The organism is Jatrophihabitans sp., assembly GCF_036000465.1.
Lineage (GTDB): Bacteria > Actinomycetota > Actinomycetes > Mycobacteriales > Jatrophihabitantaceae > Jatrophihabitans.
In genome coordinates, this window is record NZ_DASYFV010000037.1 from 17,743 (window position 1) to 43,312 (window position 25,570).

Here is a 25,570-nt window from a genome sequence, read left to right on the forward strand (position 1 = left end):
GCCCCGGCCGGTTTCTCGTCCGTAGCCTGTCGCCGCGCGTGGTGGCCGCCATAACGTCCCCGACGTCAGCGCCGCCACCAGCCACCCGAGCGAGGTCCGCATGCAGGTCGACGAACTGCTCAAGCCATACCCGATCAAGGAGTTCCACCCGTTCCCGCGGGCGATGCTCGGTCCGGGAGCCCACGAGATGATCGGCCCCGAGGCCCTGAAGCTGGGCTTCAGGAAGACCCTGGTGATGACGTCCGGCCTGCGCGGCACGGACATCGTCCACAAGATCGTCGAGTCGATGAAGTACCACGGGCTCGAGGTGGTCGTGTACGACAAGGTCGAGTCCAACCCCAAGGACTACAACGTCATGGACGCCGTGGCGCTGTACCAGGACAACAAGTGCGATTCCTTCGTCTCCATCGGCGGCGGCTCCTCGCACGACGCCTGCAAGGGCGCCCGCGTCTCGGTCGCGCACGACGGCCGCAACGTGAACGAGTTCGAGGGCTTCAACATGTCCGAGAACCCGAAGAACCCGCCGCACATCGCGGTCTCGACGACGGCCGGCACCGGCTCGGAGACGTCGTGGGCGTACGTCATCACCGACACCACGACCGACCCCGACAACCCGCACAAGTACGTCGCCTTCGACGACGCCTGCGTGACGAGCCTGGCGATCGACGACCCCGTGCTCTACTTCGACTGCCCGATCGACTACACGGCGCAGTGCGGCTTCGACGTGCTCGCCCACGCGAGCGAGCCGTACGTGTCGCGGCTGAACTTCCAGCCGTCGCTCGGCAACGCGCTGCACGCGATCCGGCTCACCGCGCAGCACCTGCGCGCGGCGGTCTGGAACGGGCAGGACCTCGAGGGTCGGGAGGGCATGATGTACGCCCAGTACATCGCGGCCCAGGCCTTCAACTCCGGCGGCCTCGGCATCATCCACTCGATCTCGCACGCGATCAGCGCGTTCTACGACACGCACCACGGCTTGAACAACGCGATCGCGCTGCCCCGCGTGTGGGCGTTCAACATGCGGGCGGTCTACCACCGCTTCGCCGACATCGCCGAGGTCATGGGCATCGACACCCATGGCATGACCAAGCCACAGGCCGCCGACGCCGCCCTCGCCGCGGCGATCCGGCTGCTGCGTGACGTCGGCATCCCGGAACGCTTCGTCGACGTGACCGCCGACAGCTACTCGAAGAACCGGCTGGGCCGGGGCCCGACCAAGTTCTACGAGAAGGCGAAGACGATCACCGGCGACAAGGCCGACGTCGACCGCATCACCAACCACGTGCTCGGTGACGCGTGCACGCCGGGCAATGCCAAGGAGTGCACCTTCGAGACGGTGCGCCCGGTGGTCGACCACTGCATGAACGGTGATCTCGACGACCTGTTGAGCTGACCGGCGCCAACCCCCAGCACCATCCCGTCCGCTGCGGCGACGCGTCCCGCCGTCGTCGCGGCGGGGCCGGGCCGATCGCCACCGGAAGGATCCTGCGTGAGCCTCGACGCCGCGACATTCGACTCGGTCGACGATGTGGTCGCCCGCTTCGCCCAGCACGGCTACCTGGCCGACGACCGGCTGGCGACCACTGTGTTCCTGCAGTCCCGGCTCGACAAGCCGATCCTGCTCGAGGGGCCGGCCGGGGTCGGCAAGACCCAGCTCGCGAAGTCCCTCGCCGAGGTCACCGGCCGCCCGCTGCTCCGCCTCCAGTGCTACGAGGGTCAGGACGAGAGCACTGCTCTCTACGAGTGGGACTACGGCAAGCAGCTGCTCTACACCCAGCTGCTGCGCGAGAAGATCGGGCAGATCGTGGGAGACGCCACGACGATCCACGAATCGGTCGAGCGCATCGCGCACGAGGACAGCGTGTTCTTCTCCGAGCGCTTCCTCGCCCCCCGCCCGCTGCTCGAGGCCGTCCGCTCCGACGTGCCGGTCGTGCTGCTGATCGACGAGGTCGACCGCGCCGACGAGGCGCTCGAGGCGGTGCTGCTCGAACTGCTCGCCGAGTACCAGGTGTCGGTGCCCGAGCTCGGCACCTACGCGGCCGAGCACCTGCCCTACGTGGTGCTGACCTCGAACAACACCCGCGACCTGTCCGCCGCGCTCAAGCGCCGCTGCCTGCATCTCTCGCTCGACTACCCCGACGCCGAGCGCGAGCTCGAGATCATCCGGTCGAAGGACACCGGCCTGCCCGAGGCGCTGGCCCGCACCCTCGTCGACGTCGTCCGTGGCCTGCGCGACCTCGATCTGCGCAAGGCGCCCAGCATCTCCGAGACGATCGACTGGGCGCGCACCCTGGCCGTCCTCGGCGCGAAGGAGCTCACCGCCGAGATCCTCGCCCAGACCGCCAACGTGGTCGTGAAGTACGACCGGGACCTGCGCCGCACGCTCGAGGTGCTGCCCAAGCTCGTCGACCCGAACGCCGTCGTGCCGACGAGCCGCGACCGTGGTCACCAGCACGGTCCCGGGTCCGGTCACTCCCACGGCCACGAGGATCACCCGCACCGCCACGACGACCATGACCCCGAGCCCGTCCGCGACCCCGCGGGCCAGGAGCGCCGCGCGGCCAAGGACGAGCCGGGCCGCCACACCGCGCCGAACTACGGCATCGCGCCACCGACCCGCTCGCTCGACGTGGGCCGCGGGCAGGGCGAGCGGTCGTTCCACACCCGCGGCGCCCGCCGCCGGCCGGTGTAGGTCGCCGTGGAGGAGTCGGTCCATCGCTTCGTGCGGCTGTTGCGGCTCTCCGGCGTGCGGGTAGGGGTGTCCGAGGCCGTCGACGCGATGCAGGCCCTCGCCCTGCCCGGCATCGCCGCCGACCGGGAGCTGACCCGGCACGCCCTGCGGGTGAGCCTGGTCAAGGACCGCCGCGACGAGCCGACCTTCGACCGCATCTTCGACCTGTTCTTCCGGCTGCGCCGCGTGCTCGAGGACGACGAGGATGGCCACGGCCACGCGCACGACGACCTCTCCGACGAGGGCCGGCTCGAGCGGTTCAGCCTGTCCGAGGACACCGGCGAGGCGCCGACCGGCGGCCACTCGCACGGCCAGCCGGTGGACATCAAGGAGTTCTTCGACGACGAGGATATGGCCCAGCAGTACAACCTGCACCAGGAGGCCAACCGCCTCGACCTGGCCTCGATGACCGACGAGATCGTGCTCTCGGACCAGGCCGCCACCGACCCGTCCGACGCGACCCGGGTGCAGCTCACCACCTCGCGCCTGCACAACCCGGGGCGCCCCGGCGAGATCGCGACGAGCGAGGGCCTGCGGCTCGACGCCGAGCTGTCGGTCGCGCAGGAGATGGCGCTGCTCTCGTGGCTCGAGGAGACCGAGGGCGACGACGAGGGCGACCCGCAACCGGACGAGCTCGCCGCCCTGCGCGGCCGCCTCGCGGGGCTGCTGGAGCGATTGCCCGACGCCCTGCGCAAGCACCTGGAACGGCTCATGGCCGGCGGGCTCGACGTCGAGTCCCCCGACGTCGCCGCCCCGCCCGGCGAGCGCATCGACGAGCGGGAGCGCGCCGATCTGGAGGAGGCGGTGCGCCGGTTGCTGCGCAGCCTGCACGGCGCGCCCCGACCGCGGCGTCGCGTGGCCGCCAAGGGTGCGGTCGACGGCGCGCGGACGATGCGGCACAACATGCGCTACGACGGCGTGCCGTTCAAGCCGATCACGGTGGCCCGGGTGGCCGACCGGCCGCGGCTGCTGCTCCTCGTCGACGTCTCGCTGTCGGTGCGCACCGCCGCCCGGTTCACCCTGCAGCTCGTCCACGGCCTGCAGAGCATGGCCTCGACCGTCCGCTCGTTCGCGTTCGTCTCCGACCTCGTCGAGATCACCGACCTGTTCGACGAGCATCCGCTGGAGAACGCGCTGGGCCTGGTCATGGCCGGCCTCCCCGCCGGGGGCGTGCTCGACGTCGACGCCGACTCCGACTACGGCGAGGCCCTCGGCCAGTTCCTCGACGACCACGGCGGCGCGATCACCCGGCGCACCACCGTGATCGTGCTGGGCGACGGGCGCGGCAACGGCAAGGACCCGAACTTCGGGGCGATCGCCGAGATCTCGCGCCGCGCCCGCGAGCTGATCTGGCTGACCCCCGAGCCGCGCTACTCGTGGGCGCTCGGCTCGTGCGACCTGCCGGCCTACGCGGGTTACTGCGACCGCGTGCACGTGGTCCGCGACCTCGCGGGCCTGGACCGGCTCTCCGGACTCGCGCTGGCGCGGACGAGCGCGTGAGCACGACCGTCGCGCCGATCGACCCGCTGCGCTCGTGCCCGGCCGGGCGTTACGCCGACGAGCGGCTGATAGTCGAGCCGGGCCGGCCGCTCGGGGTCACGGCCGCGGCGACGGGAGACGGTCGCATCCTGGTCCGGCACCACCTGCGGCCGGCCGAGCTGGACGACGAGCTCGGCGCCGCGCTGGCCGCCGCACTCGCGCCGCTCACCGACGACCACGACGTCTTCGCCCGGGCGTTCACCGGCGTCGTGCTGACCTCCGCGCCGCAGGCCGAGCGGGCGTGGGAGCTCTTCTACCGCAACACCCTGGCCCGCATCCGGCACGCCGAGCCGGGCTACAGCGCGATCTACCGGCGGGCGCTCGAACTGCTGCCCCGCGGCGAGGTGCTCGACCTCGGCTGCAGCTTCGGCTTCCTCGCGTTGCACCTGGCCGCGCGGGGCGACCGCGTGACCGCGGCCGAGATCGACGCCGGCACGACGACGCTGGTGCGCTCGATGGCCCGCCGCCTGCGCCGCCCCGTCGAGGTCGTCCGGGCCGACGGGGCCGCGCTCCCCCTGCCCGACGGGTGCGTCGACGCCGTCGCCGTGCTGCACGTGCTCGAACACGTCGACGACGCGACCGGGGCCGAGGTGCTGACCGAGGCGCGCCGGCTCGCGCGGTCGCGGGTCGTCGTCGCCGTCCCGTTCGAGGAACGGCCGACCGCCCTGTTCGGTCACGTCCGGCGCATCGACGCCCACCACCTGTACCAGCTCGGTCACGCGTCGGGCTGGTCGTTCGACATCCACCGGCACCACGGGGGCTGGCTCGTCCTCGACCGGCCTGTCCGGCACCACCGGTAGCCGTCCGGGCGACCGTCCCGGGTCAGCGATCCTCAACCAGCCCGGGAGCTGGGCGTTCTCCACCTAGAGGGCGCCCATCTTGCTGGCGACGTACACCGCCTCGGCCCGGTGCCCGACGTCCAGCTTGCGCATGATGTTGGCGACGTGGAACTTCGCCGTCGTCTGACTGATGAACAGCGCCTTGCCGATCTCGCCGTTCGACATGCCGCGCGCGAGCAGGCGCAGCACCTCCATCTCGCGAGCGGTCAGCGAGTGGGCGCCGGCCGCCGACGGCGCGCTGAGCCCGCGCACCATCGCCGACGCGCTCTTCGGGTCGAAGGCGTTCTGCCCCGAGTGCACCGTGCGGATGGCCCGGACGAGCTCGGACGTGTCGACCTCCTTGACCACGTAGCCGCGGGCGCCGCGGCGCAGGGCGGCCACCACGATGCTGTCGTCGAGGGTGGTGGTGAGGACGAGCACGGCCAGGCCGGGGTGGGCGTTGACGAGCGCCTCGCACAGGTCGAGCCCGGCCAGCCCGGGCGCCCCGGAGAGCTTGAGGTCGAGCAGCACGAGCGAGGGCCGGGTGGCCGCGACGACCTCCATGGCCGCGGCCGGGCTGCCGGCCTCGCCGACGACCCGGACGTCGGGCTCGCGCTCCAGCACCGAGCGCAGTCCTTGCCGCACGACCGCGTGATCGTCGACGAGGACGATGTCGATGGTGTCGGACCTCGGCCGGGGCGCGGCGCTGGCGCTCATGCGGTTCTCCTTGTTCGGACTCACGAGCCGGTCGGGGGCGGGCCGGGGACGGTGACGTCGATCAGGACGCCGCCGAGCCGCGCGCGCCGGATCGCGAAGGTGCCGCCGAGATCCTCGGCCCGGCTGGCCATGTTGAGCAGGCCCTGGTGCCGGCCGTCGGGCCCGCCGCCGCCGGCCAGGCGCAGGCGGCGGCGAAGCTCCCGCGGGTCGCCGCTGCCGTCGTCGCTGACCGAGAGCTGGGCCCCGGCGTCGGAGTAGCGCAGCCGCACCGCGGCCCGGGTGGCCCGGGCGTGGATCGAGACGTTGAACAGCGCCTCGCCGGCGACGCGGGCGAGCGCGTGCTCGATCTTCGCCCCCAGCGGGGTGGCGAGCCCCTCGATCCGCACCGCGACGGCCAGCGTCGGCTGGTGCTGGGCGGCGAGCCCGTGCAGCAGGTCGGGCAGGCTGGCGACCTCGTCGCCGCCGGGCTCGTGGTGCAGCGCGTAGATCACCGAGCGCACCTGGTCGCCGGCCTTGGCCACGAGGTCGCGGGCGTGCACGAGGCGCGCAACGTTCGGTCCGCGCGTCCCCTCCTGCTCGACCGCCTCGGAGCGGCAGACGTCGACGGCGAGCCCGGCCGACAGCACGTACTGGGCGACGCTGTCGTGCAGTTCCAGGGCGATGCGGTGCCGCTCGGCGTCGAGCAGCTCCCGCTGGTGCAGCACCTCGAGGCGCCCCTCGGCCCGTTCGAGCTCGGCCGTGCGGGTCTGCAGGTCCTCCGAGCTGCGCCGGATCTCGTCGTAGAGTCGCTGCGCCCGGGCCCGCAGGTCGGTCGCGGTCGTGTAGAGCGTGGCGGTGTGGATCGACATCGCCGCCTGGTTGGCCAGGATGCGCAGCACCCACAGGTCCTCGGTGTCGAGGGCGTCGCCGGGCGGCCGCGAGACGACGAGGCGGCCCAGCACCTCGCCGTCGAGGGTCATCGGCACCCGCACCCACTCGTCGGTGACGGTGGTCGACGGGTCGTGGTCGGTGCGGACCTGGAACAGCTGGTCGCGCAGGCCGCCCGGCAGCGCCCGCTCGCTGTCGATGAGCGCGCCGGTGATCCCGGCCGCGAGGAAGCGGGTGCCCAGACCGGGCAGCGCGACGTCGCGCAGGGCCATCATCGTCCAGTCGGCCCGCAGGTGACCGGCGGCGGCCCGCAGCACGCCGTGCAGCAGCTCGCGCGGGTCGTCCCGCGTGCGCACGAGCGCGGACGAGATGCCCTCGAGGGCGCGGACGGCTGAGGTCATCCGCTCCTCGGTGCGCCGGAGTTCGACGTAGTAGGACTTCTTGCCCGAGCGGACGCCGGTGAGCGTGCTCAGGCTGCTGTCGTCGATCGGCTCGGGCTGGGCCACGGTCAGAGGGCGGCGCGGAACAGTGCGGCCAGGTCGTCGACCTCGACCGGACGGGGGTTCGTCGACAGGCAGGCGTCGACCATGGCATTGGCGGCGAGCGTCGGGATGTCGGCCTCGGTGACCCCGAGTTGGGACAGCCCCTTCGGCACGCCCAGGCGATCGGCGACCGAGCGCACCTCGTCGGCGAGGACGTCGCCGACCTCGTCGGAGCCGCCGTGCAGCCCCGCCATCGCGGCGAGCGGGACGAACCGGTCGCCGGCGACAGCGGCGTTGAACCGGATGACGTGCGGCAGCAGGACGCCGTTGACCACGCCGTGCGGGAGGTCGAGCAGGCCGCCGACCTGGTGGCTCATCGCGTGGGTGGCGCCGAGGATCGCGTTGCTGAACGCCAGGCCGGCCTCGAGGCTGGCCTGGGCCATGTTCTCGCGGTGGGCCGCGACCTCGGGCCGGTCGATCATCTCGGCCAGGTTGCCGAAGACCAGCCGCACCGCGCTCAGCGCGTGGCCGTCGGTGAGCGGGTTGTGGGCGCGCGAGACGAAGGCCTCGATACCGTGCGTCAGCGCGTCGAGCCCGGTGGCGGCGGCGAGGTCGTCGGGCATCGTGGTGAGCAGGTCCGGGTCGGTGAGCGAGATGTCCGGCACGAGGGCCCGGCCCATGATCGTCACCTTCACCGCGTTCACCGTGTCGGTGATGATGCAGAACTGCGAGACGTCGGCACCGGTGCCGGCCGTCGTCGGGATCATCAGCAGCGGCGGGATGGCGCGGGTGACGCGGTCGACGCCCGCGTAGTCGAGGATCGAGCCGCCGTTGCCGGTGAGGATCGCGATGCCCTTGGCCGCGTCGATGCACGAGCCGCCCCCGATGGCGATGAGGACGTCGCAGCCGGATTCGCGGTAGCGCTCGTAGCCCTGGGTGACCTCGTGGTCCTTCGGGTTCGGCGTGACCCCGGACCACACGGTGGCGCTGAGCCCGGCACCGGACAAATGGTCGACGAGCTGGGTCACCCAGCCGGCCTCGATCAATCCGGCGTCGGTCACGACGAAGGGGCGGCGGGCGCCGAGCCGGCGGGCGGCGAATCCGGCCTCTCGCAGCGACCCGGCCCCGAACACCACCTCGGGAGCCTGGAACTTGATCACGCCGGTGGGCGCGCCTTGCGGGCCGCCGGCGGCCTCGTGGACGTGCCCGGACCGGCGTTCGAGAGCGGCGAGCGGTGGCATCGATGCCTCCCGGCTAGAGATCAGCGGCCCGGGCGATCAGCGTCTCTGATCGATTCGGGTAGGTCAATGAACGAAGGACCCTTCCGTCGCTCGCCTCGCCGACGCACAGGGCGAGCTCGGTGTCGGTCGGCCGACGGGCGGATCCACCTCCTCCGGTTCCGGCCCTGGCCGATCGGCGGGGACGCTACGTCGGGCGACGTTGCACGAACGCTGCATCCGTCGCTTCCGTGCACCCCGAGGCGGTGTCGACCATGATGAGGACGTGGCCGACGGGACGGACGGGAGCACGGACCGCGACGACCGGACCGCTGCCGCGGTCGACGCGGCCGCCGACACCCTCTACGCCGCCGCACCCGACGACTTCATGGCCCTGCGGGCCGACCTCGCCGCCCGGGCCCGCCAGGACGGCGACGCCGCCGCGGCCAAGCGCATCGGCGGCCTGCGCAAGCCGACCGTCGCCGCCTCGGTGGTGAACCGGCTGATCCACGACGCCCCGGAGCGGGTCGAGCAGCTGACCGAGCTCGGCGAGCGGCTGCGCGCCGCCCAGGACGACCTCGACGCCACGCTGCTGCGCGACCTGTCGATGGAGCGGCGCGCGCTCGTCGGCAGCCTCGCCCGCACCGCCTTCACCGTCGTCGGCCAGGATTCCCCGTCGACCGCCCTGCACGACGAGGTCGTGGCCACCCTCGACGCCGCCGTCGCCGACCCCGCGGTCGCCGGACGGCTCGGCCGGTTGGTACGGCCCGAGCGGTGGTCCGGCTTCGGTTTCGCGGCGGTGGCGGGCCCGCCCGAGCTCACCGTCGTCCGGGGCGGGCGCGACACCTCGCGGCGCTCCTCGGGTCGGGCCGGCTCGTCGGGGAGGTTGGGGCCGCGCACCCCCGCGCCGTCCCCGCCGGAGGCGGAACCGCCGCCGAAGCGTGAGACGGACAGCGGGTCGGCCGAGCAGCGGCGCCGGGCCCGGGCGGTCGAGAAGGCCCGCGCTGCCTTCCACACCGCCGACGAGGCCCTCGACGCCGCGGCCGAGGCCGAGGACTCGGCGAGCCGGCAGGTCCGCGCGCTGACCGACGAGATCGCCGAGCGGCAGCGGTCCCTCGACGATCTCAAGCGCGAGCTGGACGGGTTGCGCCGCGAGCACCGCGCCGCGAAGGCCCGGCGGCGCGAGGCGCGTTCGGCCCTGGACCGGGCCGAACGGAGTTCGCAGCGTTAGGGCCTCATCGATCCTCGCCCCGCCCGCGTGGTCGTTCAGCGGCCGGCGTCCCGATGGGCCGAGCGGTACGCCCGCGGGCTCAGTCCGAACTCGCGGCGGAATGCCCGGGAGAAGTACTCGGCCGAGGCGAAGCCGCACTCCAGCGCGACTCGCTCGACGTGCCCGTGGCCGCCCCGCGCGGCCAGGATCTCGGCCGCCCGCTCGAGGCGGCGCCGGCGGATGCGGGCGGCCGGGCTCTCGGTGCCGTTGAAGGCGCGGTAGAGCTGGCGCAGCGAGATGTTGAGCTGGGTCGCGATCGTTGCCGGGGTCAGGCTCGGGTCGGCCGCCTGCTCGTAGATGATCGCGTCCGTGCGCAGGCGCACCTGCTCGACGTGGGCGAGGTCCGGCGTCGGGCGCTGCACCGCGGTGCGCAGCACGAGCGCGGCCAGCGAGGCGAGGTAGCGGTCGACGCCGACAAGACTCGACGCCGTGCTCAGCTCGTCCCCGGCGACCGTGAGCAGACCGACCGCCGAGCGGAGCAGCTGGATCTGCAGCGGGGTCAGGTCGAAGGCCTGGTCGCGCATGGCCCGGATCGCGCCGAGTTCGAGACCGATGACCGCGAGCGGGATGTTCAGCGTGTACATGTGCGTGTTGCCGGTGAACTGCTCGGTGATCTCGTCGGCCGGGTCGAGCACGCGGAGGAACCCGCTGGCGGCACCCGTCGCGTCGAAGACCGACCCGCTGCTCTCGAGCCGGGCCAGCAGGTGGACCCCGCCCTCGAACGGCGTCGGCACCGGCGTGCGCGGACCGCGGTACAGCTCGGCCCCGCTCACCGTCGACGCCGACCACGTGCAGCGGGTGCCGCGCAACCGAGCGCCCTTGAAGAAGTACGGCACGTGACCGTGCCGCAGCGGCGAGATCTGCAGCCCGAGCGGGCCGGTCCGCACCCGTCCGCTCCAGGTGTCCGGGTTGTCGGCCGAGACGTCGAGCCACGCCACCGCACCCGGCGGCGGTAGATCGAATCGGTGCACGCTCTCTGCCATGGCTCTGCTCGACTGCTGAGTCGATCCTCCGCTCCACCGTCACGTGTTCACCGGGTGATGCGGGATACCCGCGCATGAGGTGACAGAAACGGTAGGGACGCTCTCAGGCTTCCGCAAGACGGTGTGAGGTCGGAGCCGCGACGTTTTCCGACAATCCGGATGATCACCTCAGGACGTCATCGGGACACGTTTCGCGAAGCGGACGAAATCGGCGGCGGCCGGACGGGTCGCCGATCAGGCGCTGGGGCTGCCGGCCGAGGTCGGGTCGGCGGGCGACACAGCGCCGGCGGCCGTCGGGTCGCTCGCCGCGCCCGGGGTGGTCGGGGCCGCCGACGTGATCGTCGTCGTCGAGGACGTGTCGGTCGGGGCCGGATCGGTCGGCGGCGGGGTCGCGGTCGGCGGATCCGAGGTCGGCGGGCCCGAGGACGCCGACCCGGTGGACCCGTCGGTCGGCGGGGTCCCGTTACCCGTTCCGCTGCCGGGGTCCGACGACGAGCCCGACGGCGGCACGGACGGCGTGCTCGGGCCGCTGTTGCTCGGGGAACCCGGCGCCGAGGTCGTCGGGCTGGGCGTCGGCTTCGGCTTGGGCTTCGGCAGACCGCGCGGCTTGCCCGGGTCGACCGGAGGCAGCACCGGCGGGTGCGGCGGGTGCACCGTGCCCGGCTTCGGGTCGGTCGGCAGCACCGGGATGGTCACGCCCACGGCCCCGCTCGCGTAGTCCTTCTCCAACCCCAGCACGAGGGCGATGTAGGCGTCGGAATCGTTGTAGCTGCGCACGGCCTGCACCTGGCCGGCGTAGGTGTGCAGGTCGCGCCCGGCGGCGCAGAGGTAGTCGGCGGCGGCCGCCGCCGCGTCGAAGATGTTGTTGGGGTCGGCGCGGCCGTCGTGGTTGGCGTCGACGCCCCACCCGGCCCAGGTCGAGGGGATGAACTGCATCGGCCCGACCGCCCGGTCGTACACGGTGTCGCCGTCGAGGCGGCCGTGGTCGGTGTCGAGGATCAGCGCGGTGCCGTGACCGTTGAGCGGGATGCCGACGATGCGCGGCGTCGAGTAGCCGTCGGTGTGCAGCAGGGCGCCGGCGAAGCGGCCGTGGTCGGACTCGACCCGGCCGATGCCGGCGAGCAGCGGCCAGACCAGCCCGCAGGCGGGACGCCGCGCGGCCTCGCGGACCGCGGCCTGCTTGTAGGCGGTGAGGGCGGTGACGGGGATGCCGCTGTCGGCCAGGGCCGAGGGCGTCGTCGTGTCGAGCGCCGCGGCGGCGGTCGGGCCGGGCGTCGTCGGGGTGCCGGCCGGGGGGGCGCCGGTCGTGAACCAGGTGCCGGTGATCCCCGCGCCGATGTCCGCCGCGCGGAACGCGACGGGGTTCGCGGCGACGGCGCGGTCGAGGACGAGGTGCGGGATGGACGGGCCACCGGCCTGAGGCCGGGAGGACGCCGGGCGGGAACCGGCCACGGCGGCACACCCGGCGATGCCCAGGCCGGCGAGAAGGGCGAGCGTGCCGGCGGCGAGCAGGCGGCGCCTGGGGGCGAGCAGCGACGGGCTCGCGTGTCGCGGACGGCTTCTCGCCGGCTTCGCTCGCGTCATGGTCTGGCCCCCGCTGCCCCTCGTGCGCCCGACCCGGGCCGGTGTCGCCCGGGCGCGGACCCGGTCACCTTAGATCCACTGCGCCCCACTCGTCCATGCTCGAATCAGGGGGTTGCCCGACTGGGCAGCCGATCGGTCGCTCAGGTGAAGAGCGGGCGAACGGCGAACTCACCCGGGTTCAGGGATGAAGAGCCACGAAGCGCCAGTCCAGTACCTCCGTGCCGGTCCCGGTCTCCGGGTCGTCGGCTCGCACCCGGGATCGCAGCCGGACGAACCGGCCGCCCGTCGGACCCGGCGTCACCCGCTCGATCTCCAGCTCGCTGGTGAGGCGGTCCCCCTCGTGCACCGCTGCGAGGTGGTCGCACGAGTGCCAGCCCAGCACGGTGAGCAGGTCTGGCAGCGCCCGCGTCGCCTGGTGCAGCGCGAGGCCGATGGTGTGACCGCCGAAGACGAGCCGGCGACCTCCGGCGGCGGCAGCATCGTGATGAACCCGGGCGATGTTGAGGGTCAGCCGGGCGAGTTCGGGGGCGCCGGACACGACGTCGCCGCCGAGGACCCGGATGCGGCTGCCGGCCGGCGGCAGGTCGCCGCCCGGGCCGTCCACCGTCCAGCCCGCGACGCTCGCGGCCAGACGGTCATCTGGCAGGTCGGCCGGGGCGGTGTCGAGGGGCCGGCGAATCGTGCTCGCAGCGAGCGGATCGGCGAGCGGGATCATCGCGCAGCGGTGGAAGTCGAGCACCACGGTGCCGTCCTGGTCGCGGGTGACGATGCGCAGCAGCGCGAGCCCGGTCGCCGGTCGGTCGTCGCGCGACCGGTTGCGCGTGAGCGCGTCGATCGTCGTGACCGTCTGCAGGGTGTCGCCGATCGACGGCAGCCGGTGCAGCACCAGCCCGCGGTAGAACAGGTTGGCCCGCACGTTGTGCGTGACGACGCTGCTCTGCCCGATCGCGACGTCCCACACGAGCGCGGGGTGGGCCAGCGGCCCGCGACCGGTGACCGCCCGGGCGAGCGGTTCGGACAGCGGCAGCCGCAGCCGGTCACCCGTCACGCTCTGGTGCACCGCGGCCAGCCCGCTGCTGAGCGTGATGGCCGGGGCGCGGTCGAACACCTGCCCCACCCGGAGTTCCTCGAAGTACGGCCCGCGCGCGTCGATCACGCGCTCAGTATCGAGGTTCAGTGCTCCGGCTCGTGCGCGACCACGCGGCTCGACAGCACGATGTCGCCGCTCCAGCCGCACGCCCCGCAGAAGCAGACGAACACCCGGTCGTCGGCCACCCAGTACTCGGTGGCCAGCCCGTGGCCGCCGTCGGCCAGCGCCAGCGGCGCGGCACACGCCGGGCAGAACCTCGGCGCATCGCGGCGGTGCCGGTCGGCGTCGACCGGGAACCAATTCGCGGGTGCGCTACTCACGAGCCTTGCGGTTCTCCCACGCCTGCTGGTGCAGCTTCTTCAACGCGTCGGCCTGCGGGCTGAACCGCATGGACGCCTTCTCGATGAAGTCGATGGCGAAGCCCGGGCCGGCGTCGAACTTGTTCTTCTCGCACGGCAGGTCGATGCGCTCGTGCGCCTCGCGGGTGGTGCCGAGCGGATCCTCCCCCGCCGCCACCTTCGCCATCTCGGCCTTGAACATCCGGCGCAGCATGGTGACCCCCACGTCCGACCGCCCGAGATGCTCGACCGTGCGATCGGTGATGGGCCCCTGCGTCACCCAGGCCATGATGTCCTGGCCCTCGACGTAGTCGGTGCGGTGCCGGCCGTCCTCGGTGTAGACGGGGATGTTGTAGTCGGGGATCGTCGGCTGCTCCGGGTACTCGATGCCCTCGGGAGCGTGCGTCGAGTAGAGCATGAACCGGGTGGTGGTGCGGTCGATCGGCACCCGGATCTGCATCTGCTCGACGTTGGCGCCGCCCACCCGCATGTTGTACGGGAACACGAGCGGGTGGCCGACCTTCCAGTCGTCGTCCTCCTCGGTCGCGCCCTCCACGACGCGGCGCTTGATGATGCCCCACTCGAACGCGTCGAAGCCGACCTTCACGTGCTTCTTGCCGAACGAGGCCGGGGCGTCGAAGCCCTGCTGGCGGCCGAGGAACTCGAAGTAGCGGCCGTGCAGGAACTCGACGTGGTGCGGGTCGACCGCGTTCTCCATGATCTGGACGAAGTTGCACGGCAGGTCGGCCCAGCCGATGTCGCGCACGCCGTCCATGACGAACACGTCGAAGCGCGGGAGCTCGGGCGCGGGCTGCGGGCCGACGTAGGCCCACACCAGCCCACCCAGCTCCTGCGCGCTGCCGGCCTGGGCGCGCACCCGCTCGCGGAAGTTGGTCTCGTCCCGCTCGGCCGGTTGCTCGAGGCATTCGCCGTCGAGCCCGAACAGCCAGCCGTGGTACGGGCAGCGCAGCCCGTTCTCCTCGACGATGCCGTACGCCATCGAGGCCCGGCGGTGCGGGCACGCCTCGGGCATGATCCCGTAACGGCCCGAGGCCGTCCGGTAGACCGCCCAGTCCTCGCCGAGCAGCCGGGCGTGCTTGACCGGGAACTCGGCGAGCTCGCGGGTGAACGCCACGGGGTACCAGTAGCGGCGCAGCAGCTCGCCCATCGGCGTGCCCGGCGCGATGTCGGTCAGTTCGTCGTTCTGCTCAGCGGTCAGCACGGGCTCTTCCTCAATCCAGAACGGTCACGGTGCCGGCGTTGCCGTCGACCCGGATGCGCTGGCCGGTCCTGATCTTCTTGGTGCCGAACGCGGTGCCGGTGACGGCGGGCAAGCCGTACTCGCGGCAGACGATCGCGGCGTGGCTCATGATGCCGCCGACGTCGGTGACGGTCGCCCCGATGCGGCCGAACACCGGCGCCCAGCTCGGCGCGGTCAGCGGCGCGACGAGGATCTCGCCGTCCTGCAGGTCGGCGATGCCGTCGGCGGAGAAGATGACGCGGGCCGGCCCCTCGGCGACGCCGGGCGAGGCGGCGAAGCCATGGAGGCTGCCGTCGTCGGACTCGCCGCCACCGAGCCACTGCTTGACGCTTTCGGACGTGACGCCCCAGAGCATCACCGTGAACGGCTCGGTGATCACCTCCGGCGGCGCGCCCAGCGCCGGCGGGGGCGACCAGGTGCGCAGCGCGTCCATGATCGCCTTGCGCCGGTGGATCTCGCGGCCCCAGTACTTCGGCCCGCGGGACTCGATGCCCACCGCCCAGCCGTGGTAGTAGTCAAAGATCGCGTCCGGCACCTCGGTGCGGCGCAGCAGGAAGATGTCGTCCGGCTGGCCGAAGAAGCCGGCCTCGGTCAGGACCGCCCCGAGCTCGCGCATCTTGCCCCACACCTGGCTCATGCCCCAGTGCTCGACGTAGAAGTTGTGGTTCTCGACGTAGGGGAAGACGGTGCGGGCGAGACCGAGCTTGTCGTCGAAGGTCGCGCGGTCGCCGTCGTCCTCGATCAGGTCGCGGTACTCCTCGACGATGCGGTCGCGCTCGGCCTCGATCGCGGCGACCGGGCGGGCCAGGCTCTCGCCCCGGCCGAGGGCGGTCACGTAGTTGGCGATGAAGGCCATCGGGATGTCCGGGTAGTCCCGCCAGATGCGGTCGGAGTGGTAGAAGCCGCTGCCCGCACTGAAGTTGAACCACGGGTCGTGCGCGGCCTCCCACGCCTCGACCCACTTGCTGCCGTCGTCGTCCTTGCCCATGCGGGCGAGCGTGTCGTGGGCCGACCTGTCGATGCGGTCGTCGACGCCGAGGTCGACGGCGAGCTGGGCCAGCTTCTTCAGCTCCTCGTCCGGACGGAACAGGTCGACGTCGATGCCGGCCACCATCTTGGCGATGCCCTGGTCGGGGATCGACGGGAAGAGCTGCTTGCAGAAGCCGAAGAAGTCGAGGTACGCGGCGTAGCCGAGGTTGAGGAACTCGAAGTGGTGGTTCCACAGCCGGATCGTCAGCTCGACGAGCTTGTCGTACTCCTTGAGCATCAGCGCGCCGCTGCCGATGCCGCGCCCCTCGGTGAGGACGGCCATGTCCTCGCGGTGCGGCAGCGCGGTGAACCGGATCGCCGCGAGCTCGCCGATGACACCCTTGATCTTGTCCATCCAGGCGTCGTAGAGCGTGTCCCAGTGGCCGAAGTAGTAGCCGGCCCGCTCGGCGAACTCGGGCACGCGCGCGCCGATCTCCGCGGGGTCGGCGACGCCCACCGGCGAGAGGTACATGTAGCCGTTGAGGTAGCGGATGTCGACGCCGAGCGCCGGCGGGATCACGTAGTGGCGGGTGTTGTACTGGCCGAGCACGATGATCGCGAAGTCCATGATCGTCGCGTCCCAGGGCTCGATCACCTCGGGTGTGTGCACGCCGTCCATGAACCAGAACATCGAGTCCTCGTACTCGCGGCGGTCCTCGCTGAAGACCGTCGAGTACCCGTAGAGCTGTTCCCATCCCTCCGCCCCGCTCGGCGTCGTCATCTCGAACGGGCTGGGGAAGCGATCGGCCATCGGAACTCCTCGGTGAGTGGGACGGATCAGCAGTGCGAGGTGCTGGGCGCGCTGTGCGGGTGCAACAGGTTGTGCACGATCGATTCGTAGGTGTCGGTGGCGACGCCGTCGATCACCTTCTTCCGGCGGCTCCACACCGTCTCGGGCCGGCTCTGCAGCAGCACTACGGTGTCGCCGTCCTCGCGCAGCGGGTCGAGGGCCCACTCGACGTCCTGCGGGCAGCCGTAGTGCTTCTCGGCGCGCCGGGCGAGCCGGGCGACGGCGACCACCTCGTCGTCGGTCAGGCACTGGGCGTCGCGCCGCTCGGGCTCGACCTCGGTCTCGACGACGCGATCGCCGTCGAGGCGGTGCTCGACCGTCTTGGCCGAGATCGTGCGGCGCGTGATGGCGCCGAGCACCTTGTCGACGAGGAAGTTGTCGGGCGTGACGCTGCCGCTCACGACCGCCTCGCCGAGTCCCCACGAGGCATCGATCGCGACCTGCGACCGGTCGCCGTCGAGCGGGTTGAGGGTGAAGGCCACCCCGGCGGCCCGGGGCAGCACCATCTGCTGCACGCCGACGCTCATCGCCACGCCGGCCTCGGCGTAGTTCATCTTCGTGCGGTAGCAGATCGCGCGGTCGGTGTAGAGGCTCGACCAGCAGCGGCGCAGGTGCTCGGCGACGGCGTCCGCGCCCCGGATCCAGAGGTAGGTGTCGTGCTCGCCGGCGAAACTGGCGTCGGGCTGGTCCTCGCAGGTGGCCGACGAGCGCACCGCCACCGGCAGGTCGTCGAGCCCGCAGCGAGCCGACAGCTCGGCGTAGGCCGAGGCCAGCTGGTCGGCGAGCCAGGCCGGCAGTTCGACCCCGAGCACCTCGGCCCGCACGGCCGTGCCGATGCGGGCCACGCCGACCGAGTCGTGCGGATCGACCTCGGCCATGAGCGCGTCGATGCGGCCGTCCAGACCCGAGTCGGCGAACGCCTTGCGGTAGGCGTCGGCACTCACCGCGAACCCCGGCGGCACCGGGAGACCGGCCCGGGTGAGGTTGCCGAGGCTGGCGTTCTTGCCGCCGAGGATGCTCTCGTGCGCCGGCTCATGCTGGTCGAACCACAGGATGTGCCCCACGCGCTGTCTCCGTCCGCCGTGCCGTTTGCCGCGACCGTAGGAGCGGGTGACCGGGGCCACAAGAAGCTGTCCCGCAATGCGGGACACGGCGCTAGGGTCAGGACCTATGGCACCCACGGCGACCGATCGCGCCCTGCTCGGCTCGGTGCGCAACGCCGCCCGCGTGCTGCGCGCGTTCTCCCAGGCCGATCAGGAGCTCGGCGTCACCGAGCTGTCGGGTCGCCTCGGGCTGGGCAAGAGCACGACCCACCGGCTACTCGCGACGCTCGAGGCCGAGCGCCTGCTCGAGCAGAACCAGACGACCGGGAAGTACCGCCTCGGGCTGGCGCTCTACGAGCTGGGCACGACGGTGACCGAGCACGTCGACCTGCACCAGGCCGCGCTGCCGGTGCTCACGACGCTGCGGCACAACACCGACGAGATGGTGCACGTGGCCGTCCTCGACGGGCTCGAGGTCGTCTACGTCGAGCGGCTGGAGACGGGCAACCTGCTGCCGATCTTCCGCCAGGTCGGCCATCGGCTGCCCGCTCACTGGACGAGTTCGGGCAAGGTGCTGCTCGCCGCGCTCCCCCGCGACGAGGTGCTGCGCCGCCTGGCCGGTGCCTCCCTCGAGGCGCGCACCGACCACACGATCCATCGCGTCGACACGCTGCTCGCCGAGCTCGACCGCTGCGCCGCCCGCGGGTGGGCCTCCAACGTCGAGGAGGGCCATCTCGGCGTCTCGTCCGTGGGCGCTCCGGTCCGCGGCGCCGACGGCACGGTGATGGCCGCGGTGTCGGTCGTCGGCGCGTCCGACCGGCTGCAGGGCGAGGTGATGCGCCGCTACGCCACCCTCGTCGTCGAGGCCGCCGCGGTGATCAGCCGCCGCCTCGGGTACCGCCCGACCGGCCGCTCCCGCAGCCGCTACCGCTGAGCCCCCCCCATCGCGTTGAGTGGCGAGTCGTTGGTCGAGTGGCGCGTACCTACTCGCCACCCAACCCGGGAACTCGCCACTCAACGAGATGGGGGGACGCGGCGTCAGTGGATGCCGCGGTGGCCGCCGGCGTCGAGGTAGAGCACGCTGCCGTGCAGCAGGTCGGCCTCGGGGTCGAGCAGCACCGTCACGCCCCAGGCGACCTCGTCGGCGGTCGGCAACCGGCCGAGGGAGTTGCCCGACGCGTACGTCGCCCAGACCTCGTCGAACGGGCGCCCCGACTCCTCGGCCACGGTCTCGGCGATGCGGCGCAGGCGCGGGGTGTCGGCCGGGCCGGGGCTGATGGTGTGCGTGGTGATGCCGCGCGGGCCGTAGATCAGCGAGAGCTGGCGCATCAGGTTGAACACCCCGGCGTTGATCGCGCCCGGGGCGGCCTCGGTGGCCCGCGGTTCGAGACCGAGCGAGCCGGCGAAGGTGACGATGCGGGAGCCGGGGACGAGGTGCGGCTCGACGGCCCGGACGAGGCGTAGCAGGCCACCCAGCTTTGTGCCCGCGCCGACGGCGAGCAGGTCGGGATCGATCGTGTCGGCGGCCCCACGAACCGGCAGCCCGGCGGCGAACACGGCCAGCCGCACCGGCTCGTCGACCGCGCCCCCGATCGTCGCGATCGCCTCGTTGGACGCGATGTCGGCGACGCACGGCGTGACGCCGGGGACGTCGCGCGCGAGCGCGGCCAGGTCGTCGGCCGACCGCGCGACCGCGAGCACGCGCTGGCCGCGCGCGGCGAGCCGAACCGTCGCGGCCCGTCCGATCGCGCCCGTCGCCCCGACGAGGATGCAGAGATCAGGCGGGGTCATCGCGCCCGGCCGCCGCCGCCCGGGCCGCGACCTCGTCGCCGCGGGCGATGTCGGCCGGTACGCCGCCGATGCCCCAGGCCTGCGGCGGGAACTGGGTGATGTACGTGCGCACCCGTTCGATCGGTGCTTCGAGGATCTCGGCGACCAGCGCGGCGACGCGCTCGTGCAGCTCGCGGATCTTCTCCGGCGGACGGCCCTCCATGATGTCGATGCGGACGAGGGGCATGGCGTCACTTCCTTTCCGACGACGTGAGCCTTTCCGACGACGTGAGCCTTTCCGACGACGTGAGCCTTTCCGGCGACGTGGGCCTCTCCGGCGACATGGGCCTTTCCGATGACGTGGGCCGTTCCGACGGGGCGAGGCCGAGACGCTGGCGGGCCTCGGCGACGGCCGGCGCCGGGTCGTCGTGGCCGACCTGGATCGACTGCAGTCCGGCCACGACGCCGCCGGCCACGTTCCACGGCATGTCGTCGAGGTACACGATCTCGCCGGGCGCGAGCCCGAGCGCCTCGGCACCGAGGGCGTACGCGCGCGGATCGGGTTTGAGGATCTTCGTGATCGACGCGTCGACGACGACGTCGAACACCTTGAGCCAGTCCTGCCGCTCGACCCACTCGCGACCGTGGAAGTCCTCGAGGTCGTTGGTGAGTGCCCCGAGCGGGATGCCGGCCGCCTTCGCGTCGCGCATGAGCTCGTCGACCTCGGGGACCAGCCAGTCCTCGGGCGGCGAATCGTAGATGCGGTTGATCAGCTCGCGGGTGTCCCACTGCTCGCCGACCACCGTCCCGAGCTCACCGGCGCGCTGCGACCAGTACGCCCGCTCGGCGACCTCGTGCGCGAGCATGCGCTGCCACAGGTCGTCGCGGGCGGTGGCGACGCCGAGGCGGGCGATCTCGGCCGCCAGGCGCGGGTCCTGGCGGGCGAGCACGGCCATGAGGGTGGCCGCGTTGCGCAGCACGACGCCGCCGATGTCGAGCAGCAGGCCGCGGACGGGGGTCACGCGGTCATGATGCCGGTCCGGGTTGCGCCGAGCGGAGCCCCGTTCCGCCATGCGGGAAGCGCTCAGCCGCCCTCGGCGATGCGCTTGATGGCGGCGAGCGTGCGCGGGATGCCGTCGTGCGCCGCATCGACGCGGTTCTTGATCTGGGCCGGCGCCTCGTCGCCGTACCGCTCGTCGAACATGGTCAGCCCGCCGGGCAGGAACTCCCAGGACTCGGTCAGCGTCGTGCCGCCGGCGTCCGTCGGCGCGAGGCGGTAGCCCCATCGCACGTAGGTGCCGCCGACGATCCAGGCGAACTCGCGGCCGCGCTCGGCCGCGACGACCTCCGACCGGGTCTCCCACGTGCGGTCCGGTGTCACGTTGCGGCCGTGGAACCAGTCACCGACCCGGGCCGAGGCGCCCTCCTCCCACCAGCACTCCCTGCAGATCGGGCTCCACTCCCCCGTCCGCGTCACGTCCGAGACCAGGTCGTACACCGCCTCCGGTGACGCGGCGATGTCGATCGACTGCGAGAACGTCAGGTCACTCATCCGGCTCACGCTACTTCTTGGGTCGCCGGCTACCGCCGTGCCAGTCCTCCTGAACGCCGACCTCGTCGACGTCGACGCCGAGCCCGCGCAGCTGAGGGGTCTCGCGCAGGCTGCGCTTGAGCTCGGCGAAGCCGGGGAACGCGGCGAGACCGACGACGTGGTCCCAGAGCGTGAGCGCGTCGGCCGCGCTGGGCAGCCGGCTGATCACCGGCCCGAAGAAGGCGACGCCGCCGGGCGGCTCGAAGTGGATGATCGGCGTGCCCACGTCCTTGCCGGTGAGGGCGAGCGCCTCGTCGGTCTCGGCCTGGATCACCGGGTCGAGCGATGCGTCGTCGAGCGCCTCGGCGAGCTGGACCGGCAGCCCGACCCCGGCGAGCAGGGGTTCGACGTAGGCGCGGGTGCCCCGCCACTCGCGGCCGCGACTGTCGGCGTCGTCCGCAGCGGTGTCGAAGATGCGCGTACCGAAGGCCTCGTACAGCCGGCCCACCGCGTCGCGCCCGTGCTCGGCCCGTGCCCGCGCCGCCACCCGCAACAGGCGCAGCCCGGCGGTGTGCCCGGCCTCGTAGTCGGGCGGGAAGTGCGCGTCGTAGTCGACGTGTGCGTTGAGCTGGCGCAAGGAGATGAAGCGCCAGTCGACGTCGTACTCGCGCTGCGCCGCCACGAGCCGCACCCACTTGCTCGTCATCCACGCGAACGGGCACACCGGGTCGAAGTAGAAGTTGAGGTCAGCTCGGCCGGCAACCACAGAAGTTCCGTCTCCAACCACATGAGTCATGCCCTTACCCTGGCACTCATGCGCAAGATCGTGGTGATGATGTCGACGTCGGTCGACGGCTTCATGTCCGATCCCGACGGTGGTCTCGACTGGTCGGTCGTCGACGCCGAGCTGCACCAGCACTTCAACGACTGGCTCGCCACCGCCGGCGCGTTCCTCGACGGCCGGGTGAGCTACGAGCTCATGGCCGGCTACTGGCCGACCGCCGACGCCGACCCGCAGAGCTCACCGCAGGAGGCCGAGTTCGCCGGCATCTGGCGCGACATGCCGAAGATCGTCTACTCGACGACGCTCGAACACGCCGAATGGAACACGACGATCCGGCGCGAGGTCGACGTCGACGAGGTGCGGGCCCTGCAGCGCGAGCGGGGCGGCGACCTCGTCGTCGGCGGCGCGAACCTGGCCGCCACGTTCCGGGCGCTCGATCTCGTCGACGAGTACCGGCTCTACATCCATCCGGTGCTGCTCGGGCGCGGGGTGCCGCTGTTCCACGACCTCGACGAGCGAGCCGAGCTCGGCCTCGTCGAGACCCGGATCTTCGGCACCGGCGTCGTGCTCCTGCGGTACGCCCGGGCCGGCCGACCGGCCTAGACCGGCCTGCCACACTCGGGGCATGTCCCGAACCGTGATCCTCGTCCGGCACGCCAAGACCGGCGACGGCGAGCCCGACATCGACCGGGCGCTGACGCCGCGCGGGCACGCCGACGCCGCGGCGATCGGCCGCGCGCTCGCCGCGAACGACGTCACTCCCGACCGCGTCGTCGTCTCCCCGGCCCGCCGGGCGCAGGAGACGTGGTCCGACGCCGCGCGCGAGCTGCCGGCGGGAGCCGCCCCCGCCGTGGTCGAGGACGACCGCATCTACGACAACGACGAGGACCTGCTGCTCGAGATCGTCCGGGAGACTCCCGACGACATCGACACGCTGGTGCTCGTCGGGCACAACCCGTCGTTCGGTGGACTGGCGCTGCGCCTCGGCAGCCCGGAGGTGCGGCGCGACGGCTTCCCGACCGCCGCGTGTGCCGGCTTCGAGATCACCGGTTCGTGGGCCGGGTTCGAACCGCACGCCGCCACGCCGTACTGGTTCGTTGTCGCCCGCGCGTGAATAATTGACGGGGTGAGACCCCGAGGCTTCGAGAACGTGGCGACCGTACTGGTCGACCCTGCGGTGCTCGACGACTTCGAGCTCGACCTGATGTCGCACGACTTCCGGGTCTGGGCCGTGAACTCGGCGCCCACCTTCGTCGACGCGCCTCGGCTGGCCTTCCAGCTGCGCCGCTCGCTGGTCGAGGCGAGCCAGGGCAGGTGGGACGTCGCGGCCGAGTGGACCCTCGTGTGGATCACCTTCGGGGAGAGCTGGCTCGACGGCGAGGAGCCGATCCCGTGGCCGGCCCACGCGGCGCTGTGGGACAAGCTCGCCGAGTACTCGGCGCACACCCGCTACCACCTCGGCCTCGGCGGCGTGCCGCGGCTGAGCGTGCCGCACGAGCACTAACCGACGGCCACCGGTTCGGGCTCACCGACCAGCGGCTCCCGCGCGGCCCGCCACCGGTCGACGAGCGCGCCGACGCCGGCCCGACCGCCGTACACCGCCCACGCACTCGCCGCGAGCAGCGCTACGGCGACGATGCCGTCGAGCCACCAGTGATTGCCGGTGGCCACCACGACCAGGATCGTGATCACCGCGTGCGCCGGTCCGGCCCAGCGCCAACGGCTCGGGCTCACCCGCCACACGTACCAGCCGACGCAGACCGCCCACGCGACGTGCACCGACGGCATCGCCGACATCTGGTCGAACGCCAGGCCGTTGCTGTAGACCGACTGGTTGTAGAGCAGGCCGGTGTCGACGAGCCCGCTGTGCGCGAGCAGCCGCGGCGGCGCCACCGGCGTCAGCTGGATCAGCAGGCAGGCCAGCGTCGTCCAGGCCATGGTCATCCGGATCGGGCGGTACCGGTCGCGGTGCCGCACGAACAGCCAGATCAGGAAGACGAGCATCGTCGTCATGTGCATCGTCGCGTAGTAGAGGTTCGCGGCCTGGACGACGTGGCTGTGCCCGAGGATCGCGTGCTGCACCGCGTGTTCGGACGGCAGCGGCAGGTAGCCCTCGATCCGCTGGATCCAGCGGGCCCGGTCGAAGGCGTGGTCGACGCCTGACTGCGAGATCTCCCCGGCAAGGCGCCACAGCCCGTACAGCACGCCGATGACCGCGGTCTCGCGGAGGAACGCGCCGGCGTTGCGCACCCGCGACCGCGCCGACAGGGCCATCGCCCCACCGGTCGCGGCGAGCACGGCGGCCACCTCGACCGAGTGCTGCCAGGTGAGTCCGACGGTCTGCACGGCACGACTCTACGAGGCGGAACCCGGGACGCGAGCAACCTGACGGCCCAGCGCGGACGTCTTCCTTGCGAGACTCGACCCGACGACGGAGGCGGTGACCGCGAATGGCGCAACTGTCCGACGCCGCACGGGCCCGCTTCGAGGAGTTCGTCCGGGCCAACGGCGACCGCCTGCTGCACACCGCCTACGGGCTCTGCGGCGATTGGCAGCATGCCGAGGACCTAGTACAGGTGACGCTGTCGACGATGGCGGCGCGGTGGGACTCGATCGAGCGCAACGCGCTCGGCTACGCCTACCGCTGCCTGAGCCGCTCGACCGTCGACCGGTGGCGCCGGCTGGGTCGCCGTCCCGAGGTGGTCAGCGATCCGGTGACGCTGCGCGCGGCGACGGCGAGCGATCCGGACGTCGCCGAACGGCTGTCGGTACTCGCCGCCCTGCAGACGCTGCCCGAGCGGCAGCGGGCGATCGTCGTCCTGCGCTACCTGCAGGATCTCTCCGAGGCCGACACCGCGGGCGCCCTCGGCATCACGGTGGGCGCTGTCAAGAGCGGCGCGTCGCGCGGGCTGGCCCGGCTGCGGGCCGGAGCGTTCCAGGAGGTGGAGCAGTGAACGACGAATTGATCGTCCAGCGGCTGCGGGAGGCCATGGCCGAGGAGTCCCGCAGGCACCGGCTCGACACCGGCGCGGCCGCCACCGCCCTCGCCGACCGCGCCGCGGTCGGTCCTCGGCGCCGGCGCGACCGGGTCGCGATCGCCACCGCCCTGGTGGGCGCCGCCGCGGCCGCCGGCGTGTACGCCGTCGTGTCGGCCCGCCACGACGTGACACCGCCCGCGGCCGCGAGCTGCGGGCCGGTGGTGCGCGGCCCGCTGCCGCAGTGGGCCCGGGCCGGGTTCACGCCGCCGGACCAGCCCGTCCCGCACGTCGTGTCCGCCGGCGGACAGATCGTCGCGATCCTCTTCGTCGACCTGCGGGTGCACCCGGCCGCAGGCACGAACAACAAGATCCTGTGGTCGGCGCGCGACGGCGGCGGCACCGGACCGCTGGTCATCCGGGCGACGCTCCGCGGGGCGGGCACCGGCGTCACCCGCACGGTCGACAACGGCCCGGGCCCGTCGATCATCGACCTGCCGGCCGCCGGGTGCTGGCACCTGGAGCTCGGCTGGGGTGCTCACCACGACACGCTCGAACTCGCCTACGCCCCCTGACCGCCCTCGCCCTCCCGTCCACCGCCCCGCCTCTCTCGGTGAGTGGCGAGTTCAGCTCCTGAGTGGCGAGCAACTTCGCGCCAGTCACGTCCACAACTCGCCACTCAACGAGAGGGGCGCGGAGACGAGAGGGGCCGCGGAGACGGCGTAGGAGACGGCGACGGCCGGCCCCGACG

General features: G+C 72.5%; 27 protein-coding genes. 11 read left to right on the forward strand and 16 right to left on the reverse strand.

Annotated elements, in window-relative coordinates:
* Positions 1 to 100: 100 nt before the first annotated feature.
* From mdo to mftM, 4 genes are all read left to right on the forward strand, one after another.
* The gene (mdo, locus tag VGN18_RS12235) at positions 101 to 1,393 is read left to right on the forward strand and encodes an NDMA-dependent methanol dehydrogenase (RefSeq protein ID WP_327539970.1); all 1,293 of its coding nucleotides are present in this window, start codon (positions 101 to 103) and stop codon (positions 1,391 to 1,393) included.
* A 96-nt stretch (positions 1,394 to 1,489) separates the two neighbouring features.
* Positions 1,490 to 2,692: a MoxR family ATPase gene (locus VGN18_RS12240; protein WP_327539971.1), complete on the forward strand. Its 1,203-nt coding sequence runs from the start codon at positions 1,490 to 1,492 to the stop codon at positions 2,690 to 2,692.
* 6 nt (positions 2,693 to 2,698) lie between these two features.
* Complete coding sequence (locus VGN18_RS12245; protein WP_327539972.1) at positions 2,699 to 4,231, forward strand: VWA domain-containing protein; 1,533 nt, start codon at positions 2,699 to 2,701, stop codon at positions 4,229 to 4,231.
* Positions 4,228 to 5,070: a mycofactocin oligosaccharide methyltransferase MftM gene (gene mftM / locus VGN18_RS12250; RefSeq protein WP_327539973.1), complete on the forward strand. Its 843-nt coding sequence runs from the start codon at positions 4,228 to 4,230 to the stop codon at positions 5,068 to 5,070. Before VGN18_RS12245 ends, mftM begins: the two co-directional genes overlap by 4 nt.
* A gap of 63 nt (positions 5,071 to 5,133) precedes the next feature.
* On the opposite strand, the gene VGN18_RS12255 is transcribed toward mftM, so the two are convergent.
* Genes VGN18_RS12255 through VGN18_RS12265 form a run of 3 tightly spaced genes read right to left on the reverse strand, consistent with a single transcriptional unit; the run spans position 5,134 to position 8,395 of the window.
* A complete protein-coding gene (locus tag VGN18_RS12255) occupies positions 5,134 to 5,805 on the reverse strand; it encodes a MadR family response regulator transcription factor (protein WP_327539974.1) in 672 nt (223 codons plus the stop codon).
* 20 nt (positions 5,806 to 5,825) lie between these two features.
* The gene (locus VGN18_RS12260) at positions 5,826 to 7,178 is read right to left on the reverse strand and encodes a sensor histidine kinase (protein ID WP_327539975.1); all 1,353 of its coding nucleotides are present in this window, start codon (positions 7,176 to 7,178) and stop codon (positions 5,826 to 5,828) included.
* 2 nt (positions 7,179 to 7,180) lie between these two features.
* Entirely contained in the window at positions 7,181 to 8,395 is a 1,215-nt protein-coding gene (locus VGN18_RS12265; protein WP_327539976.1) for an iron-containing alcohol dehydrogenase, read from the reverse strand.
* Positions 8,396 to 8,657: 262 nt separating this feature from the next.
* Between VGN18_RS12265 and VGN18_RS12270 the strand changes: the two genes are divergently transcribed.
* Entirely contained in the window at positions 8,658 to 9,602 is a 945-nt protein-coding gene (locus VGN18_RS12270; RefSeq protein ID WP_327539977.1) for a hypothetical protein, read from the forward strand.
* A gap of 35 nt (positions 9,603 to 9,637) precedes the next feature.
* Here the strand turns inward: VGN18_RS12270 and VGN18_RS12275 are convergent, their stop codons facing one another.
* The 7 genes from VGN18_RS12275 to VGN18_RS12305 form a co-directional block, all read right to left on the reverse strand.
* Positions 9,638 to 10,612 carry an AraC family transcriptional regulator gene (locus tag VGN18_RS12275; protein WP_327539978.1) on the reverse strand — a complete coding sequence of 325 codons (975 nt, stop codon included), beginning with the start codon at positions 10,610 to 10,612 and terminating at the stop codon, positions 9,638 to 9,640.
* A gap of 246 nt (positions 10,613 to 10,858) precedes the next feature.
* Positions 10,859 to 12,208: a lytic murein transglycosylase gene (locus tag VGN18_RS12280; RefSeq protein WP_327539979.1), complete on the reverse strand. Its 1,350-nt coding sequence runs from the start codon at positions 12,206 to 12,208 to the stop codon at positions 10,859 to 10,861.
* 178 nt (positions 12,209 to 12,386) lie between these two features.
* Entirely contained in the window at positions 12,387 to 13,364 is a 978-nt protein-coding gene (locus VGN18_RS12285) for a MaoC family dehydratase (RefSeq protein ID WP_327539980.1), read from the reverse strand.
* 17 nt (positions 13,365 to 13,381) lie between these two features.
* On the reverse strand, positions 13,382 to 13,618 hold the full coding sequence (locus VGN18_RS12290; protein ID WP_327539981.1) for a hypothetical protein: 237 nt from the start codon (positions 13,616 to 13,618) through the stop codon (positions 13,382 to 13,384).
* On the reverse strand, positions 13,611 to 14,858 hold the full coding sequence (locus tag VGN18_RS12295) for a Rieske 2Fe-2S domain-containing protein (protein ID WP_327539982.1): 1,248 nt from the start codon (positions 14,856 to 14,858) through the stop codon (positions 13,611 to 13,613). Before VGN18_RS12295 ends, VGN18_RS12290 begins: the two co-directional genes overlap by 8 nt.
* A gap of 10 nt (positions 14,859 to 14,868) precedes the next feature.
* The gene (locus VGN18_RS12300) at positions 14,869 to 16,677 is read right to left on the reverse strand and encodes a PEP-utilizing enzyme (RefSeq protein WP_327539983.1); all 1,809 of its coding nucleotides are present in this window, start codon (positions 16,675 to 16,677) and stop codon (positions 14,869 to 14,871) included.
* A gap of 26 nt (positions 16,678 to 16,703) precedes the next feature.
* The gene (locus VGN18_RS12305) at positions 16,704 to 17,780 is read right to left on the reverse strand and encodes a PEP/pyruvate-binding domain-containing protein (protein ID WP_327539984.1); all 1,077 of its coding nucleotides are present in this window, start codon (positions 17,778 to 17,780) and stop codon (positions 16,704 to 16,706) included.
* A 106-nt stretch (positions 17,781 to 17,886) separates the two neighbouring features.
* Here VGN18_RS12305 and VGN18_RS12310 point away from each other — a divergent pair, with 106 nt between their 5' ends.
* Positions 17,887 to 18,693, forward strand: a complete 807-nt coding sequence (locus VGN18_RS12310) for an IclR family transcriptional regulator (RefSeq protein WP_327539985.1) — start codon at positions 17,887 to 17,889, stop codon at positions 18,691 to 18,693.
* 104 nt (positions 18,694 to 18,797) lie between these two features.
* Here the strand turns inward: VGN18_RS12310 and VGN18_RS12315 are convergent, their stop codons facing one another.
* The 5 genes from VGN18_RS12315 to VGN18_RS12335 form a co-directional block, all read right to left on the reverse strand.
* A complete protein-coding gene (locus tag VGN18_RS12315) occupies positions 18,798 to 19,550 on the reverse strand; it encodes an SDR family NAD(P)-dependent oxidoreductase (RefSeq protein WP_327539986.1) in 753 nt (250 codons plus the stop codon).
* A complete protein-coding gene (locus VGN18_RS12320; protein ID WP_327539987.1) occupies positions 19,537 to 19,776 on the reverse strand; it encodes a tautomerase family protein in 240 nt (79 codons plus the stop codon). Before VGN18_RS12320 ends, VGN18_RS12315 begins: the two co-directional genes overlap by 14 nt.
* Before the next feature lie 4 nt (positions 19,777 to 19,780).
* Positions 19,781 to 20,551, reverse strand: a complete 771-nt coding sequence (locus VGN18_RS12325) for an HAD-IA family hydrolase (protein WP_327539988.1) — start codon at positions 20,549 to 20,551, stop codon at positions 19,781 to 19,783.
* Between the two features lie 62 nt (positions 20,552 to 20,613).
* Positions 20,614 to 21,081, reverse strand: a complete 468-nt coding sequence (locus VGN18_RS12330) for an SRPBCC family protein (protein WP_327539989.1) — start codon at positions 21,079 to 21,081, stop codon at positions 20,614 to 20,616.
* A gap of 10 nt (positions 21,082 to 21,091) precedes the next feature.
* On the reverse strand, positions 21,092 to 21,826 hold the full coding sequence (locus VGN18_RS12335; RefSeq protein WP_327539990.1) for a hypothetical protein: 735 nt from the start codon (positions 21,824 to 21,826) through the stop codon (positions 21,092 to 21,094).
* 48 nt (positions 21,827 to 21,874) lie between these two features.
* Here VGN18_RS12335 and VGN18_RS12340 point away from each other — a divergent pair, with 48 nt between their 5' ends.
* From VGN18_RS12340 to VGN18_RS12350, 3 genes are read left to right on the forward strand one after another with little or no spacing between them, the layout of a single operon-like run.
* Positions 21,875 to 22,447, forward strand: a complete 573-nt coding sequence (locus VGN18_RS12340; protein WP_327539991.1) for a dihydrofolate reductase family protein — start codon at positions 21,875 to 21,877, stop codon at positions 22,445 to 22,447.
* A 22-nt stretch (positions 22,448 to 22,469) separates the two neighbouring features.
* On the forward strand, positions 22,470 to 22,958 hold the full coding sequence (locus tag VGN18_RS12345) for a SixA phosphatase family protein (RefSeq protein WP_327539992.1): 489 nt from the start codon (positions 22,470 to 22,472) through the stop codon (positions 22,956 to 22,958).
* A gap of 36 nt (positions 22,959 to 22,994) precedes the next feature.
* Positions 22,995 to 23,348 carry a hypothetical protein gene (locus VGN18_RS12350; protein WP_327539993.1) on the forward strand — a complete coding sequence of 118 codons (354 nt, stop codon included), beginning with the start codon at positions 22,995 to 22,997 and terminating at the stop codon, positions 23,346 to 23,348.
* On the opposite strand, the gene VGN18_RS12355 is transcribed toward VGN18_RS12350, so the two are convergent.
* Positions 23,345 to 24,190 (reverse strand): phosphatase PAP2 family protein, encoded by an 846-nt coding sequence (locus VGN18_RS12355; protein ID WP_327539994.1) that lies wholly within the window; start codon positions 24,188 to 24,190, stop codon positions 23,345 to 23,347. The two genes, VGN18_RS12350 and VGN18_RS12355, sit on opposite strands and share 4 nt — an antisense overlap.
* A gap of 104 nt (positions 24,191 to 24,294) precedes the next feature.
* Between VGN18_RS12355 and VGN18_RS12360 the strand changes: the two genes are divergently transcribed.
* Positions 24,295 to 24,798, forward strand: coding sequence for a SigE family RNA polymerase sigma factor (locus tag VGN18_RS12360; protein ID WP_327539995.1), 504 nt, complete (start codon positions 24,295 to 24,297; stop codon positions 24,796 to 24,798).
* On the forward strand, positions 24,795 to 25,394 hold the full coding sequence (locus VGN18_RS12365) for a hypothetical protein (RefSeq protein WP_327539996.1): 600 nt from the start codon (positions 24,795 to 24,797) through the stop codon (positions 25,392 to 25,394). Before VGN18_RS12360 ends, VGN18_RS12365 begins: the two co-directional genes overlap by 4 nt.
* The last annotated feature ends 176 nt before the right edge of the window (positions 25,395 to 25,570 follow it).

Bases quoted from the DNA above. Each gene is read 5' to 3' on its own strand.
- mdo (WP_327539970.1), top strand. From the start codon at position 101: ATGCAGGTCGACGAACTGCTCAAGCCATACCCGATCAAGGAGTTCCAC.
- VGN18_RS12255 (WP_327539974.1), bottom strand. From the start codon at position 5,805: ATGAGCGCCAGCGCCGCGCCCCGGCCGAGGTCCGACACCATCGACATC.
- VGN18_RS12265 (WP_327539976.1), bottom strand. From the start codon at position 8,395: ATGCCACCGCTCGCCGCTCTCGAACGCCGGTCCGGGCACGTCCACGAG.
- VGN18_RS12280 (WP_327539979.1), bottom strand. From the start codon at position 12,208: ATGACGCGAGCGAAGCCGGCGAGAAGCCGTCCGCGACACGCGAGCCCG.
- VGN18_RS12300 (WP_327539983.1), bottom strand. From the start codon at position 16,677: ATGGCCGATCGCTTCCCCAGCCCGTTCGAGATGACGACGCCGAGCGGG.
- VGN18_RS12310 (WP_327539985.1), top strand. From the start codon at position 17,887: ATGGCACCCACGGCGACCGATCGCGCCCTGCTCGGCTCGGTGCGCAAC.
- VGN18_RS12315 (WP_327539986.1), bottom strand. From the start codon at position 19,550: ATGACCCCGCCTGATCTCTGCATCCTCGTCGGGGCGACGGGCGCGATC.
- VGN18_RS12320 (WP_327539987.1), bottom strand. From the start codon at position 19,776: ATGCCCCTCGTCCGCATCGACATCATGGAGGGCCGTCCGCCGGAGAAG.
- VGN18_RS12330 (WP_327539989.1), bottom strand. From the start codon at position 21,081: ATGAGTGACCTGACGTTCTCGCAGTCGATCGACATCGCCGCGTCACCG.
- VGN18_RS12340 (WP_327539991.1), top strand. From the start codon at position 21,875: ATGCGCAAGATCGTGGTGATGATGTCGACGTCGGTCGACGGCTTCATG.
- VGN18_RS12345 (WP_327539992.1), top strand. From the start codon at position 22,470: ATGTCCCGAACCGTGATCCTCGTCCGGCACGCCAAGACCGGCGACGGC.
- VGN18_RS12360 (WP_327539995.1), top strand. From the start codon at position 24,295: ATGGCGCAACTGTCCGACGCCGCACGGGCCCGCTTCGAGGAGTTCGTC.